Raw genomic sequence first — 15,531 nt, 5'->3', positions numbered from 1 at the left:
CGCTAAGCGGGCCTTCAATGTGCACTTCGTCGGATTTATTTCCTATAGGGGGAAGGATAGGTTCTTCCCAAGATTGTGTAAGGCATTTCCGAAATTTCATCGCCGCAAGGCCCGACCTAGACTTACGTCCAATGGGCACCCCGCGCGCAGGGGCCGACCATGACTGAGTCATCCGACAACAACAATTCATAAAAGACTGCGGTAATGGTTATGAGTAAAGCGGACGCCTTCACACAGGCAGGGAAAACCGCGGTATTGCAGAACATCCAGGGCACTTTGCAATTCCTTCAGCGCTTCCCGCCCTTCAATCAAATGGAACACGCTCACCTGGCGTACCTGGTTGAACAATGTCAGCTACGTTTTTATGCCCCCGGCGAGAGCATCATCAAGCCCGCCGATGGCCCGGTTGAGCATTTCTACGTCGTCAAACAGGGCCGGGTCGTGGGTGAACGTCCCCACACGGCCAAGGGCGGCACGGAAACCACCTTCGAAATCACCACCGGCGAATGTTTCCCCCTCGCCGCGCTGCTGGGTGAGCGTGCGACGCGCACTGAACATCTGGCTGCCGAAGACACCTTTTGCCTACAGCTGAACAAGCTGGCGTTCATCAAACTGTTCGCACTTTCCAACGCGTTTCGTGACTTTGCCCTACGCGGCGTGAGCAGTTTGCTGGACCAGGTCAACCAGCAAGTCCAGCAAAAAGCCGTGGAAACCCTCGGCACCCAATACTCGCTGAATACCCGTCTGGGCGAATTGGCCATGCGTCACCCGGTGACGTGCAGCCCGACCACGCCGCTGCGGGAAGCGGTCACCCTGATGCACGAGCAGCAGGTCGGCAGCATTGTGGTGGTCGATGAACACAAGGCGCCGTTGGGTATTTTCACCCTGCGCGACTTGCGCCATGTTGTGGCCGAAGGCATCAACGACTTCAACGAAGCCATCGAACGGCACATGACCCAGGCGCCGTTTTTCCTGACGCCGGACCACAGCGCTTTCGATGCCGCGATTGCCATGACCGAGCGGCACATCGCTCACGTCTGCCTGGTCAAGGACCAGCGTCTGTGCGGCGTGGTCTCGGAGCGCGACTTGTTTTCCCTGCAACGGGTCGACCTCGTGCATCTGGCGCGAACCATCCGCAGCGCCCAGCGCGTGGAAAACCTGGTGGCGCTGCGCGGCGAGATCGGTCAATTGGTCGAGCGCATGCTGGCCCACGGTGCGTCCTCGACCCAGATCACCCACATCATCACCCTGCTCAACGATCACACCGTGTGCCGGGTGATCGAACTGACCCTCGCCGAGAAAGGCGACCCGGGCGTGCCATTCAGTTGGTTGTGTTTCGGCAGCGAAGGCCGCCGCGAGCAGACGCTGCACACCGACCAGGACAACGGCATTCTGTTCGAAGCGCGGGACGCCGCGCACGCCGCCGAGATTCGCGGCAAGTTGCTGCCCATCGCTCAGCAGATCAACCAGAGCCTGGCGCTCTGCGGTTTTACCCTGTGCAAAGGCAACATCATGGCCGGCAACCCCGAGCTGTGTTTGTCCCGGGCCGAATGGGCGCGGCGTTTTGCGGCATTTATTCGTGAGGCGACGCCGGAAAACCTGCTGGGCTCGAGCATCTATTTCGACCTGCGCGTGGTCTGGGGCGACGAGCAAAGCTGCGAGCAGCTGCGTCGGGGGATTCTCGATCAGGTTGCCGACAACCGATTGTTTCAGCGAATGATGGCCGAGAACGCCTTGCGCAACCGTCCACCCGTAGGGCGTTTCCGCGAGTTTGTGCTGGCGCGCAAAAATGGCGAGAAAGCCACGCTGGACCTGAAAGTCCAGGGCCTGACCCCGTTTGTCGACGGCGCCCGACTGTTGGCCTTGGCCCATGGCATCGAGGCGAACAATACGCTGGAGCGCTTTCGCCAGTTGGTCGACAAAGAAGTCATTGATCGACTGGACGGTGCGGCGTACGAAGAGGCGTATCACTTCATTCAGCAAACCCGCATGCAGCAACATCAGCTACAGACCCGGGAGAATTTGCCCTACTCCAACCGGGTCGATCCCGACAGCCTCAATCATCTGGACCGACGCATCCTGCGTGAATCCCTGCGCCAGGCCCAACGCCTGCAAAGCAGCCTGACCCTGCGGTATCAGCTATGAGCCTGTTTTCATGGCTGCGTCCGGCAGGGCCGATGCTGTCCGGGGACTTGCTGCAACGTCTGCAACGCTTGCCGGCGCGGGCCGAGCTCAGAGAATGCAGCCTGCGCGAGCAGCGCTGGGTGGTGCTGGATCTGGAAACCACAGGGTTGAACCTGAACAAGGATCGGGTGCTGTCCATCGGGGCGGTGGTGATTGAGGACGGGGCGATCGACTTCAGTCAGCAGTTCGAACGCACTCTGCAATGCGCGGACATGAAAGTGGCGCCGAGCGTGTTGATTCACGGTTTGGGCCCGAGCGCGATTGCCGCCGGCAGTGATCCGGCGCAGGCGTTGGTCGAGTTCATGGAGTTTGTCGGCGACAGCCCGGTGCTGGCGTTTCATGCGCCGTTTGACCAGCACATGCTCGGCCGCGCACTGAAAGATCATCTGGGCTACAAGTTGCAGCATCCGTTTCTGGATGTGGCGGATATCGCCCCCCTGCTCTGCCCTCAGGCGCACATTCGCGAGGCGGGGCTGGATGAGTGGATCGACTGGTTCAAGCTCGAGGTGTTCGAACGCCACAACGCCAGTGCCGATGCGCTGGCGACCGCCGAGCTGGCGCTGATCCTGTTCAGCCGCGCGCGGCAGCAGCAGATTCATAGCCCGTTGAATCTGCAACAGCGGTTGAGTCAGTGGAAGCGCAGGCAGCGGGCGCCTTCCTTTTAAATTTGTAGCGCCTGTTCCGACGCCATCGCTGGCAAGTCGGATCGCCGCACCGCAGCTCCTACAGGGTTTGTGTTGCCCGCCGATTCCGTGAACGACACAAACCCTGTAGGAGCTGGCTTGCCGGCGATGAACGATAACGCGGTCTGGCTGAACACACGCCCATCAAAACCACCTGACCAGTGGCCAATTGCTTACCTCCCCCGCCTCTGCCACAATCGCGAACAATTCTCGTTAGTTAACACTTCCCAATCGGTGATGCTGCGTGTCGTCAGTCCAAAGCCCCCACAGTGAGCTCGTCGGTGCGTTATATCGCGACCACCGCAGTTGGCTATTGGCCTGGCTTCGACGCAATGTCGCCTGCCCGCAACGGGCCGAAGACCTGAGTCAGGACACCTTCGTGCGCTTGCTGGGCCGTGATCAACTGAACGAACCTCGCGAACCGCGGGCGTTTCTGGTGGCGATTGCCAAGGGCCTGCTGTTCGACTATTTCCGCCGCGCTGCGCTGGAACAGGCCTACCTCACCGAACTGATGCTGATCCCTGAAGGCGAACAACCGTCGGTGGAAGAACAGCAAATGATCCTCGAGGACCTGAAAAACATCGACCGCCTGCTCGGCAAGTTGTCGAGCAAGGCGCGGGCGGCGTTTCTCTACAACCGTCTGGACGGCCTCGGCCACGCGGAAATCGCCCAGCGCCTGGGCGTGTCGGTGCCGCGGGTGCGTCAGTACCTGGCTCAGGGCATTCGTCAGTGCTACATCGCGCTGTACGGTGAGCCGGTGTGAGCCCGGTCAGTTCCAAACCCGTCTCGGCACAGGTGCTGGACGCCGCGATTGCCTGGCAATTGTCGCTGGATTCCGGCACCCCGGTGGAGCGCGAAGAGTTTGCCAAATGGCACGCCGCCCACGAAGAGCACGCCCGCGCCTGGCGCCAGTTGGGCATGCTCGACCAGCGTTTCAGCGTGGCCAGCGGCCCGGCCCGCACTGCGTTGCTGCAATCGCGCGAAAGCATTCGCCGACGGGTGCGCAAACTCGGCAGTGGCGTGGCCAGCATCGTTGCGGTGCTTGGCCTGGCGCTGTTTGCCGGTGATCGCTATCTGCCGGTCGACTATTGGCTGGCGGATCAGCGCACCGCCACCGGCGAGCAACGCACCCTGCGCCTGAGCGACGGCACGCTGATCAACCTCAACACTCACAGCGCCGTGGATGTGCGCTTTGATGAGAAGCAGCGCCGGGTGATTCTTCAGGAAGGGGAAATCCTCGTCGAAACCGGTCATGGCGACGCCCGGCCGTTTATCGTCGAAACCCGCGAAGGCAGCATGCGCGCGCTGGGCACGCGGTTCCTGGTCAAGCGCGAGGAAGAAGGCACGCGCCTGAGCGTGCTGCAGTCCGCCGTGGCCGCCCACCCCGAGTCGGGCACTGAAGAACAGATCCTGCACGAAGGCCAGCAAGTGCTGATGCGCAACAATGGCCTGGGGCCGATCATCGCGCTCAACCTCGGTGCCGACGCCTGGACCCGCGGCATGCTGGTGGTGGACAACGCACGGCTGGAAGACCTGGTTCACGAGCTCGGTCGTTATCGGCGCGGGCATCTGGGCGTGGCGCCCGAGATCGCTGACCTGCGCATTACTGGCAGTTTTCCGTTGCACGATACCGATCTGGCGTTGAGCGCACTGTTGCCGACGCTGCCGGTGCAGATCGAACAGCACACACCGTGGTGGGTGACGGTGGCGAAGGCTGATGCCAAGCCCTGAGAAAGTTGTCGTCTGAGCGGACGCCTTCGCGAGCAGGCTCGCTCCCACATTTGACCGCGATCCCCTGTGGGAGCGAGCCTGCTCGCGATGGGGCCATCAGCCTCACCACAATTGCTGAATCGAAATTATTTTCATCCAGCCCTATCACTTTTTGATTCTCGTCCGGCACCTAGGCAATTGAGAAGTATTCCCTTTCAGGAGCCGTTGCATGTCCCGTTCGCTAAACACCTTGTTGCGCCCCAGTCTGCTGGCGGTCGCCATTGCCCTTTGCGCCCCTCTGGCCAGTAGCCAACTGATCGCCGCCGAACAAGCGTCCAGCGTTCGCGCCTACAACCTGCCGGCCGCGCCATTGGCCACAACGTTGAACCAGATCGCCAGCCAGTCGGGCCTGGCGCTGTCGCTGAATCCGTCGCTGGCGGCGGGCAAGATGTCGGCACCGGTCAATGGCCAGTTCGACGCGGTTGGCGCCTTGCAGGCAGCTTTGCGTGGCACCGGTCTGCAACTGGAACAGAGCAGCACTGGCACCTACAGCCTGGTGGCCATGCCTGAAGGCGTGGTGGCCCTGCCGGAAACCAGCGTGATCGGCGTAGAAAACACGGAAAACGCCTGGGGCCCGGTTGACGGTTACGTCGCCACTCGCACCGCTGCCGGCACCAAGACCGATACGCCGATTGTCGAAGCACCTCGCTCGATGTCGGTGATCACCCGCGCCCAGATGGAAGATCGCGGTGTACAGAACCTCGATGACGCCGTGCGTTACATGCCAGGCGTGATCGCCAGCAGCTATGGCAGCGACTCCCGCGCCGACTGGCTGCGTGTACGCGGCTTCGAGCCAACCCAGTTCCTCGACGGCCTGCCGTTGCCAAAAGGTTCCTACGCCAACCCGAAGGCTGAAACCTGGAACCTGGAACGCATCACGCTCCTGCGCGGCCCGGCCTCTTCGGTATACGGCCAGACGCCACCGGGCGGCATGCTCGACATGGTCAGCCGCCGTCCCGATGCCATTGCCAGCCACGAAGTGCGGGCCGAAGTCGGCAGCAACAATCGCAAGCAAATCAGCTTCGACAGCACCGGAAAAATCGATGACGAGGGTCAGTTCCTGTACCGCGTCGACGGTGTGGTGCGTGACAGCGGCATGCCGGTCGACCACATTGATGACAAGCGCTACAACCTCGCACCGAGCCTGACCTGGAACATCGACGACGACACACACCTGACCTTCCTCTCGCAGTTCACCCGCGACGATACCGGGGTCAGCGGCCAGTTCCTGCCTCTGCAAGGCACCAAACTGGCCTCTCCGGCCGGGGCGAAAATTTCGCACCATAAAAACCTTGGCGATCCGGACTCCGATCACTACGACCGCACCTATTACGCACTGGGTTACGCCTTCGACCATCGCCTGAACGATGTCTGGCAGTTCAAGCAAAACCTGCGTTACACCAAAAGCGATCTGTCGTTCCAGCAAGCCTATGCATCGTTCGGTGACGTCGTGGCGGCGGACGGCACCCTGCGCCGCCTGGTCGATCAGGTTGATGAGGACATCAGTCAGTTCGCCGTGGACAACAACTTCCAGGCCGACTTCCAGACCGGCGCGCTGAGCCATGTCGTGCTGTTGGGCCTGGACCACCAGCGGACCAACACCAATTACAAATGGCTGGAAGGCAACGCGCCCGACAGCAATGTGATCAAGCCAATCCGTGGTGCGGACTTCTCCAACGTCGCGTACAACACCTTTTACGACTACAACCAGAAAACCAACCAGACCGGCCTCTACGCCCAGGACCAGATCTCCCTGGACAAATGGCGCCTGACCCTCGGCGGCCGCGAAGACTGGACTCACAGCTCGACACAGTTCAATAACCAGGGCGATGCCACCAACACCCAGCGCGACAAGGCTTTCAGCGGCAACGCAGGCCTGAGTTACGTGTTCGACTCCGGGATCACGCCGTACATCTCCTACACCGAGTCGTTCCAGCCTTCGATGGGCGCCGATGCCAGTTCGACCAAGTCGTTCAAACCCACCGAAGGCAAGCAGACCGAAGTTGGCGTGAAGTACCAGCCACCGGGCAGCCGCACCTTACTGACCGCCGCCGCGTTCGACCTGCGCCAGCAGAACGTGTCGGTGTCGCAGAACAACGTCACCAGCCAGATCGGTGAATTGAAAGTGCGCGGTATCGAGTTGGAAGCCGTCTCCGATGTCACCGACAACCTGAAACTGGTGGGCTCCTACACCTACACCGATACCGAGATCCTCAAGGGCGACGACAAGGGCAACCGGATGAAACTGGTCCCGCGCAATCAGGCCTCCCTGTGGTCCGATTACACGTGGCACACCGGTGTGCTCGACGGTTTTGGCGTGGGCGCTGGCGTGCGTTATGTCGGCGATACCTACGGCAACACGGCCAACACCAACAATGGTCACGTGGGTTCGTACACCGTGTACGACGCCGCCGTGCATTACGACCTGAGCCGCATCAACCCGGTACTGGCAGGCGTTTCGGTTGACGTCACCGCGAAGAACCTCTTCAACAAGGACTACCTGTCGACCTGCGATGGCACCTGGTGCTACTACGGCGACGAGCGCAATGTCGTGGCGGCAGTCAACTACAAGTGGTAATCCGCTGAGCGGATTACAGCCACACAAGGGTCACGGTACAGCCGTGGCCCTTTTGCATTTGGATGGGTCATGAAAAGCAAAACCATTCGCCGCTGGTCCTTTGTCCACACCTGGACCAGCCTGATCTGCACGGTCTTCCTGCTGATGCTGGCGCTGACCGGCTTGCCGTTGATCTTCCACCACGAAATCGACCACTTGCTGGGCGATGCCGCCGAGTTGCAGCAACTGCCGGCCGACACCCCGCAGCTGAATCTGCAGCAGTTGGTGCAGGCAGCCCAAAAACATCGGCCCAGCGAAGTCATGCAGTATTTCGGCTTCGACGAAGACGAACCGAACGCCGCCATCGCGATCATGGCTGCCACCGCCGGCACCGAACCGAATTCGTCGCACACGTTCATGCTCGACGCCCGCACCGGTGAAGCGCTGGAGATGCCATCGGCCAACGGCGGCTTCATGATGGTCATGCTGCGCCTGCACGTGGACATGTTCGCCGGCCTGCCGGGCAAGCTGCTGCTGGCGTTCATGGGGATTCTGTTTGTAGTGGCTATCGTGTCCGGGACGGTGCTGTACCTGCCGTTCATGCGTCGGTTGAAATTCGCCACCGTACGCCAGGACAAATCCACGCGCCTGCGCTGGCTCGACCTGCATAACCTGATCGGCGTCGTCACCCTGACCTGGGCGCTGGTGGTCGGCGTCACCGGCGTCATCAGTGCCTGCGCCGACCTGCTGATCGCCGCGTGGCGCAATGACAGCCTGAGCGCGATGGTCGCACCGTATCGCGATGCGCCGGCGCTGACGCAACTCGCGCCTGCAACCCGCTTGCTCGACATCGCCAAAGAAGTCGCGCCCGGTATGCAGCCAGACTTCATCGCCTTCCCCGGTACGCGGTTTTCCAGTGAGCACCATTACGCGGTGTTCATGAAGGGCAGCACGCACCTGACCTCGCATCTGCTGACGCCGGTGCTGATCGACGCCAGTACCCTGCAAGTCACCGCCGTGGCCGAACGGCCGTGGTACATGGACGCCATGGGCATGTCGCAACCGTTGCACTTCGGCGATTACGGCGGCATGCCGATGAAAATCCTCTGGGCGACCCTCGATGTCCTGACCATCATCGTGCTCGGCAGCGGGGTTTACCTGTGGGTCGTGCGGCGCAAAGCGGCAAGGCCTGTACTGGAACAAGCGGAGGCCAACGCATGAAGCCGCGGCAGTCGAATTTCTGGAAGGTCTTCTCCACGCCCACCGTCATCGCGCTGCTCAGCGCTGCCGGGTTGTTCGCCGCGTTACTGGGCGATGGTGTGTGGGATGGTTTGAGCTGGCTCGGCTTGGGCATTCCTGCCGCGCTGGCCCTGCGCGGCCTCCTGCAACGCCGCTAACCACACCAAACCTGTAGGAGCCGGCTTGCTGGCGATGGCATCGACTCGGTTTTTCAGATGCACCGAGGTGATGCCATCGCCAGCAAGCCGGCTCCTACAAGTTGTGTGATCCACGCGCTATGCTCCCGACACTGCAAACCGACCGAGATGCTGCCATGTCCGCCCCGAGCATGACCCTCTACCACAACCCGTTGTCGCCCTTCGTTCGCAAAGTCATGGTGCTGCTGCACGAGACCGGTCAGCAAGACCGCGTCGCCCTGCAAAACTGTGTGCTGACCCCGGTCGCCCCGGACCTGCCCCTGATCGATGACAACCCGCTGAGCAAAATCCCGGCCCTGCGCCTGGCCGACGGCAACGTCATCCATGACAGCCGGGTGATTCTCGATTACCTCGACCACCAACACGTCGGCAACCCGCTGATTCCCCGCGAAGGCTCCGCGCGCTGGCGTCGCCTGACCCTGGCCTCCCTGGCCGACGGAATCATGGACGCTGCGGTGCTGGTGCGATACGAAGTCGCCCTGCGCGCCCCGGAAAAACACTGGGACGAATGGCTCGACGGCCAACGCGACAAGATCCGCCGCGCCTTGGCGCTGCTGGAAAAAGACGCGATTGCCGAGCTGACCAGCCATTTCGATGTGGCAGCGATCAGTGTGGCGTGTGCATTGGGTTACATCGACCTGCGCCATCCGGATCTGGGATGGCGCGAGGTGAATCCGAAGCTGGCGGACTGGTATTTTGAGGTGAGCCAGCGACCTTCGATGGTGGCGACGATGCCGAAGGGCTAGATTTTCGCTGACTGTTCCGGCCTCTTCGCGGGCGGGCTCACTCCTACATTTTGATTCGTGGTGTGCATATATTTTGTGTTCACTGGAGATCCAGTGTGGGAGCGAGCCTGCTCGCGATGGCACCACACAGGATCTACCGGAAACAACCCAAAAATCAGCGTCGCCAACACCTCCCCCTCCCGCTGATCCTCACGCAACCCCAACGACCGACTCATTCCACCACCCCGATATCGAACTCAAGCGGCTTGGCTGTCTTCTGCCCGATCCCGTACCAGTCCAGTTTGCGGGTCAGCACCATGAACACGCCCAGCAACCCGAACAACAGCAACGACCCCATCAACAGCGCGTAATCCTCGGCGCTCAACAAGCCATAGAGCAAGCCATACAACGCCGCCAATCCTGCCGAAAAACTCAAGCCGTGGCGCACGCTGCGCAGCACATGGCAGACATAGAAACCGATCAACAACACACAGCCGCTGGCCGACAACAGATACGCCAGGGCAAAACCGATGTGCTCGGACAACGACAGCAACAGCAGATAAAAGAACGCCAGCGCCACGCCCACCAACGCATATTGCACCGGGTGCACCGCCAGGCTCTTCAGGACTTCGAAGAGGAAGAAACCGGCGAAGGTCAGGACGATGAACAGCAATGCGTATTTGATCGCCCGGTCGCTTTTCAGGTACTGGTCCACCGGGTCGATGAAGCTCACGCCGAAGCTGCGGCCGCTGAACGCGTCACAGTCGCCGCCGGACACGCAACTGCTCAGCGCTTCTTGCAGGTTGGTGGAGAAAAACGAGGTCTGCCAATTCGCGGTGAAGCCCTGATCGGAGACTTCGCGCTGGGTCGGCAGGTAGTTGCCGATGAAACTCGGATGCGGCCAATTCGCGGCCAGCGAGACTTTGCTGGTCTTGCCCACCGGGAGAACCTGCAACTGGCCGGTGCCTTGCAAACGCAGGTCGAAACCGAAGGCCAGCTCCGTGGCCTGACGTGGGTCAAGCGCTGGCAGCGTCACGTGCACACCTTCGCCCAACCAGCCCACCTGACTGCCGGGGATGAAGTCCAGGCGCTGGTCATTGAGCTCCAGTTTCAATGCATTCTCGATGCCGCGAATGTCGCTGATCCCGACGGCGAGAAATGGCTGATCGAACTGGTAGTCGGCGAAATCTTCCTTGATGCCCAGTTGCGCCGGGACCGAGAAGTGTCCGCTGATGCGGTTGTCGGCGTGGAACAGCCGCGCCTCGTAGATGCCCCGCGAACGCAGCTCGGTCTGGACCTGCCCGTCGAGGTCGAAACGCTCCGGCAGGAAGTACAAACGGCCGCGCTCTTCGCCGATGTCCTGGTAACGCTCGTTGGTTTTTTCGTTGAGCTTCCAGGTGCGTACCACTTTGCGATAAGGCACCACCATCAACGGCCCGCTCAGGCGCTGGCTGTAGCTGGAACTGCGCGCGATGTCTTCGAGCACACCGTCGCGCAGTTCCTGGCGCTCCTGGATCACGCCGTTGATCATCAGCAACGGGATCAGCAGCAACAGAATCAGCAGGGCAATGGCCCCGAGTTTTATGGTCAGATTTCGGTTCATGGGACTCTCCCTGTTTGGATGGGGAGAGTCTGGGATGGGTGTGTGGGGGTTTTGTGGGGGGAGTATGGAGATTATGTGGAGACTGGGCCGGCGATTGGCCGCGACTCGGTTCTAAGCCAGCCGCAACGTCACTTCAACACCACCCTCGACATTGCCGATGCTCAATGTCCCGCCATGCAGCTTCACCACTTCCTCTACAAAATTGAGCCCCAACCCTGTGCTCTTGCGCCCACTGTCCGGACGCGGCAACGAATAAAAGCGCTCACTCAATCGCGGCAACGCGTATTCGGGAATCGCTTCGGCCTGATTGAACAGTTTGAACTCAATCTGTTCGCCAATCCGCTCGGCGCTGAATCGCAGCACGCCATTCACCGGCGTGAAATCCAGCGCATTTTCCAGCAGATTACCCAGCGCCTGACGCAACAGAAACGGTTCACCGGTCAGCGTCAGATCCCCTGGAATCGCCTGATCCACGCGTAACCGTTTGCCTTCGATGCGCCCGGTCTGAGCACTCAGCAGCTCATCGACCAAACCCGCCAACGGCACGGCCACCCGCTCTTCCAAGCCTTGGCGCTGCTCAACCTGCGCCAGGTTCAGCAACCGTTCGATCAACTGCTGCATCCGCACGCTTTCGCTGTCGATGTTGCTGACGAAACGCTGTCGTTGCGCCAACGGCATCTCCCCTTGCAGCAATTCCGCCGCACCACGAATCGCCGCCAGCGGGCTTTTCAATTCATGGGTCAACGTGTGCACGTAACGCTCGACGTAGGCCTTGCCTTCGAGCTGCGTGCGCATCTGTTCCACAGCAGTCGCCAGTTGCTCAAGCTCGCCGCCGCGATAGTGTGGAACCTCGACTCGCCGGCCTTCACTCACGGCTTTCGCATAAGCGGTCAAGCGCCGCAGCGCCGCGCTCAGCCACCACGACAGCAACGCGCCAAACAGCAAGCCGAGCCCGATCAGCCCGGCGCCATACGCGAGCAATCGGCGTTCAGTGCGATCGACGTAAGGCTGCAACGAACTATTGGGTTTGGCCACGGTGACCACGCCGATGATCTGACCGTTGTCGCGGATCGGTGCGCCAACGTGCATCACCGAAGAGCTGGCATCGTTCGGATCGCTGCGACTGGAGCGGGCGCCGTATTCACCGCGCAAAGTCAGCAGAACATCGTTCCAGCGCGAGTAATCCTGACCCACCGCCACACCGCTGGAATCCAGCACCACGATGCCCTTGGCGTCGGTGACGTAGATGCGGTGGTTGACCTGATTTTTCGGCAACCCCCAGATGCTCGCCTTCGGTTGCCGCTCGCCATAGGCCTTGAGCAATTCGGGCCAGCGGTTCTGATTGAGCGTGCCGGCCTTGAAATCATCGCGCAGGATTTCGGCCATCAGGTTGGCGGTATCGACCAGGGTTTCTTCGGTGGACTGACGCACGCCGGGGCGGATTTCCTCCATCACGGTGTTGAGCACGAAGTAACCGGTCAGGCCGATGAACAGCACATAGACCAGGAATATCCGGATCCCCAAGGGCATCAGCTGTGCCCCGGACTGTAGCTGTAACCGAGGCCGCGATGGGTCTGGATCGGTTCGGCGTCAGCCTTCACCAGACGCAATTTGGCGCGCACGCTCTTGATGTGGCTGTCGATGCTGCGCTCATACCCGGCGTCGGCGGCGACGCCCAGCGCATCGAGCAACTGCTCACGGCTGAACACGCGTTCGGGTTGTTCCAACAGGCATTGCAGCAGACGGAATTCGTGGCGGGTGAGGCTCAGCAACTGGCCGCGATAGCAGATCTGTACCCGCTCGCTGTCGATGCGAAACAGCGCATAGCCAGCGTCGGGCACTGCACGCGGCGCCATGCGCTTGAGGATGGCCCGCACGCGTGCGGCCACTTCCCGTGGGCTGAACGGCTTGACCACATAATCGTCGGCGCCGATTTCCAGGCCCACGACGCGGTCGATTTCCGCATCACGCGCACTGAGGAAAATCACCGGCACTTCGCTGAAACGGCGCAGTTGCTTGCAGGTTTCGAAGCCGCTGATATCCGGCAGGCCGATGTCGAGAATGATCAGATCGGCCGGCGTCTGCCGCTGATGCTCCAGCGCGGCGGCGCCAAGGCTCAGCCACGTCGTGGTGAACCCTTCGCCCTGCAAGGCGAAAATCAGGGTGTCGGCAATCGCCGCTTCGTCTTCGACAATCAGGATATGAGGCATGGCGTCCGAGCCCGGCAGTTGAGTGGGCGAACGGTGCCCCATGCCTCACGTCACGTCAATGAGACCACTTGAAATCAGCAGTCGGGCTTGTCCGCCGTAAAACGCCGCGCCGGGTTCACGGCCGCGCCGAATTCACGCAGGGCTTTGGCGCCGATCAGCAGCGGGTAGTTGAAGCTGCTGCGGTCGGTGAGGTTGACCTCGACCGTGCGCTTGACGTTGCCCAGGCACAGTTCCAGATCGACCACCGGACGCTTGGTGGGCGCCGCGACATCTTCATCCTCGTCCTCTTCGGAGCGGGTCTTGATCTTGCTGATCCGCGCGACCTTGTGTTCGTAGACCTTGTTGCTCGCGTCTTTGGTGGCAAGGCGGAAGCGCACCCATTCTTCGCCGTCGCGGGTGAAGGTTTCGATGTCCTTGGCCGACAGCGAGGCGGTCAGGGCGCCGGTGTCCATTTTGGCCTTGAGCACTTCACCGCCGATTTCCGGCAGCGCAATGTATTCGTAGCGCCCGTACAGGGTCGGCTCGGCGGCCAGGACCGGCAGGGCCACGAGGGAAAGCAATGCGAGGAGGGATTTCACGTAAGGGGCATCCTGGGAAAGTGGGCAGCGGAATTTTAGACCGTCGGTGAGCAATTCGTTCGTTCTTGAGATCGCTTCGCGGGCAAGCCTCGCTCCTACAGGGATAGCGGGAAACCTGTAGGAGCGAGGCTTGCCCGCGAAAGGGCCGGAATGATCACCACAGCCCCAGCATACCCACGCAACCGTGAAACATTCGTTCCCCTCCGATTTGGCCTGTCGCCCGAAGCTGCTTATCATGGCGCGCCCAGACGCTTTCAAGAGTTACTTATGCGCCGCCTGCTCACCGGCTGTTTCGTTACCCTGCTGCTGTTGCTCAACACCCTGGTCCTGTTCGGGCCGCTGATGGTGTTTGCCCTGCTCAAACTGGTCCTGCCCGGCCGCTTGCGTGATTACGCATCAGCGGCAGTGATGTGGATCGCCGAGACCTGGGCCGAGATCGACAAGCTGATCTTCCGATTGTGCATCCCCACGCAATGGGACGTGCGAGGCGGCGATGACCTGCGGGTCGACACGTCGTATCTGGTGATCAGCAACCACCAATCCTGGGTAGACATTCCGGCACTGATCCAGACGCTCAACCGGCGCACGCCGTTCTTCAAGTTTTTCCTCAAGAAAGAACTGATCTGGGTGCCGTTCCTGGGCCTGGCGTGGTGGGCGCTGGATTACCCGTTCATGAAGCGTTACACCAAGGCGTTTCTGGCGAAGAACCCGACGCTTGCCGGCAAGGACCTGGAGATCACCAAAGCGGCGTGCGAACTGTACAAGCGCCAGCCGGTGACGGTGGTCAATTACCTGGAAGGCACCCGGTTCACGGCGGCAAAAAGTACTCAGCAGCAGTCACCGTTCACCCATTTGCTCAAGCCCAAGGCTGGCGGCGTGGCGTTTGTGCTGGCGGCAATGGGTGAACAACTGGACGCCATTCTCGATGTGACGGTGGTGTATCCGCAGCAGAAGATTCCGGGGTTTTGGGATTTGATCAGCGGCAACGTGCCGAGGGTCATCATCGACATCAAGACCCGCGAACTCGACCCCGCGTTGTGGCAGGGCGATTACGAGAACGATCCGGTGTTTCGCGAAACGGTCCAGAACTGGGTCAACCAGCTCTGGATCGAGAAGGACCGGCGCATCGACGCCTTGCGCGCCGAGCGCCGCTGAATCAGGTGCCGGCGCCCCAGATCCCGCCCAGGTTCTGCAGCAGCGAGCCGGCGACGCCCTGCTGACCGAGGTATTGCAGAATCAGCGGGGCAAACTGACCGATCATGCCGCTTTCCATGCCCAATGCGCTGAACGCATTGTTCAGGTCATTGGTGTCCTTGACGTTGCCCAAGACATTGTCCAGCCCGGCCACCTTGCCGGACGAACCGAGCAAACCGGCGATGGCACCCAGTTCACCGCCGCCGGACAGCATGTCGATGCCCGGTACGCTTTGGGCCAGTTCCGAATAGTCGGTTGAACTCAATTGATTCTTCGCCAGGCCGAGCATCGCTCCGGTACCGCCAAGCAATTGTTGTGGCGTCAGGTTCAACTCGCTGAGCGCACCCAGCAGATCGGCTGTTTCAGCAGTCGGCGCTGCCGCTGTGGCGGTGTTATCGTCCTTCATGCCGGAAATGGCACTGGCTGCATCGCTCAAGCTGAACTGCGCGAAGACCGGACTGGCCACCAGAGTCATGAGCGATGCCAGTACAAAACCACGTGAAAACTTCATCCAGACATCCTCTTGCGCCATGAAAACCGCCCGGCAATGGGCGGAAAAACCTGCCGATTTGACTCGGCTTCTGCCGGCAT

General features: G+C 61.1%; 14 protein-coding genes. 9 read left to right on the top strand and 5 right to left on the bottom strand.

The genetic code is table 11. From position 1 onward, the window contains the following. The first annotated feature begins 204 nt into the window (after positions 1 to 204). The 8 genes from IB254_RS06350 (at position 205) to IB254_RS06315 (ending at position 9,376) form a co-directional block, all read left to right on the top strand. Entirely contained in the window at positions 205 to 2,145 is a 1,941-nt protein-coding gene (locus IB254_RS06350; RefSeq protein ID WP_008035001.1) for a putative nucleotidyltransferase substrate binding domain-containing protein, read from the top strand. After that, on the top strand, positions 2,142 to 2,849 hold the full coding sequence (locus IB254_RS06345) for a PolC-type DNA polymerase III (RefSeq protein WP_192416790.1): 708 nt from the start codon (positions 2,142 to 2,144) through the stop codon (positions 2,847 to 2,849). The genes IB254_RS06350 and IB254_RS06345 overlap by 4 nt, the downstream gene beginning before the upstream one ends. 262 nt (positions 2,850 to 3,111) lie before the next feature. Further along, positions 3,112 to 3,630 carry an RNA polymerase sigma factor gene (locus IB254_RS06340; RefSeq protein ID WP_032829214.1) on the top strand — a complete coding sequence of 173 codons (519 nt, stop codon included), beginning with the start codon at positions 3,112 to 3,114 and terminating at the stop codon, positions 3,628 to 3,630. After that, the gene (locus IB254_RS06335; protein ID WP_192416789.1) at positions 3,627 to 4,598 is read left to right on the top strand and encodes a FecR domain-containing protein; all 972 of its coding nucleotides are present in this window, start codon (positions 3,627 to 3,629) and stop codon (positions 4,596 to 4,598) included. Before IB254_RS06340 ends, IB254_RS06335 begins: the two co-directional genes overlap by 4 nt. Before the next feature lie 208 nt (positions 4,599 to 4,806). Continuing rightward, entirely contained in the window at positions 4,807 to 7,215 is a 2,409-nt protein-coding gene (locus IB254_RS06330) for a TonB-dependent siderophore receptor (protein WP_192416788.1), read from the top strand. Between the two features lie 69 nt (positions 7,216 to 7,284). Next, positions 7,285 to 8,415 (top strand): PepSY-associated TM helix domain-containing protein, encoded by a 1,131-nt coding sequence (locus IB254_RS06325; protein WP_192416787.1) that lies wholly within the window; start codon positions 7,285 to 7,287, stop codon positions 8,413 to 8,415. Next, positions 8,412 to 8,591 carry a hypothetical protein gene (locus IB254_RS06320; RefSeq protein ID WP_192416786.1) on the top strand — a complete coding sequence of 60 codons (180 nt, stop codon included), beginning with the start codon at positions 8,412 to 8,414 and terminating at the stop codon, positions 8,589 to 8,591. Before IB254_RS06325 ends, IB254_RS06320 begins: the two co-directional genes overlap by 4 nt. Positions 8,592 to 8,746: 155 nt before the next feature. Then, positions 8,747 to 9,376, top strand: coding sequence for a glutathione S-transferase (locus IB254_RS06315; RefSeq protein ID WP_192416785.1), 630 nt, complete (start codon positions 8,747 to 8,749; stop codon positions 9,374 to 9,376). A 211-nt stretch (positions 9,377 to 9,587) separates the two neighbouring features. On the opposite strand, the gene creD is transcribed toward IB254_RS06315, so the two are convergent. The 4 genes from creD to IB254_RS06295 all read right to left on the bottom strand — a co-directional run bounded on the left by creD (position 9,588) and on the right by IB254_RS06295 (position 13,746). Continuing rightward, positions 9,588 to 10,958 carry a cell envelope integrity protein CreD gene (gene creD / locus IB254_RS06310; RefSeq protein WP_192416784.1) on the bottom strand — a complete coding sequence of 457 codons (1,371 nt, stop codon included), beginning with the start codon at positions 10,956 to 10,958 and terminating at the stop codon, positions 9,588 to 9,590. 111 nt (positions 10,959 to 11,069) lie between these two features. Next, on the bottom strand, positions 11,070 to 12,488 hold the full coding sequence (gene creC / locus IB254_RS06305) for a two-component system sensor histidine kinase CreC (protein ID WP_192416783.1): 1,419 nt from the start codon (positions 12,486 to 12,488) through the stop codon (positions 11,070 to 11,072). Then, on the bottom strand, positions 12,488 to 13,168 hold the full coding sequence (gene creB, locus IB254_RS06300; protein WP_192416782.1) for a two-component system response regulator CreB: 681 nt from the start codon (positions 13,166 to 13,168) through the stop codon (positions 12,488 to 12,490). Before creB ends, creC begins: the two co-directional genes overlap by 1 nt. Positions 13,169 to 13,242: 74 nt before the next feature. Continuing rightward, entirely contained in the window at positions 13,243 to 13,746 is a 504-nt protein-coding gene (locus IB254_RS06295) for an ATP-dependent zinc protease (RefSeq protein ID WP_008045158.1), read from the bottom strand. A 267-nt stretch (positions 13,747 to 14,013) separates the two neighbouring features. Here IB254_RS06295 and IB254_RS06290 point away from each other — a divergent pair, with 267 nt between their 5' ends. After that, complete coding sequence (locus IB254_RS06290; protein WP_192416781.1) at positions 14,014 to 14,901, top strand: acyltransferase; 888 nt, start codon at positions 14,014 to 14,016, stop codon at positions 14,899 to 14,901. A gap of 1 nt (position 14,902) precedes the next feature. On the opposite strand, the gene IB254_RS06285 is transcribed toward IB254_RS06290, so the two are convergent. Next, positions 14,903 to 15,451, bottom strand: a complete 549-nt coding sequence (locus IB254_RS06285; protein WP_192416780.1) for a DUF2780 domain-containing protein — start codon at positions 15,449 to 15,451, stop codon at positions 14,903 to 14,905. Between the last annotated feature and the right edge of the window lie 80 nt (positions 15,452 to 15,531).

The sequence above is a fragment of the Pseudomonas sp. PDM03 genome (genome assembly GCF_014852385.1).
Classification (GTDB): Bacteria; Pseudomonadota; Gammaproteobacteria; order Pseudomonadales; family Pseudomonadaceae; genus Aquipseudomonas; species Aquipseudomonas migulae.
This window is presented reverse-complemented; position numbering and strand designations above follow the sequence as displayed.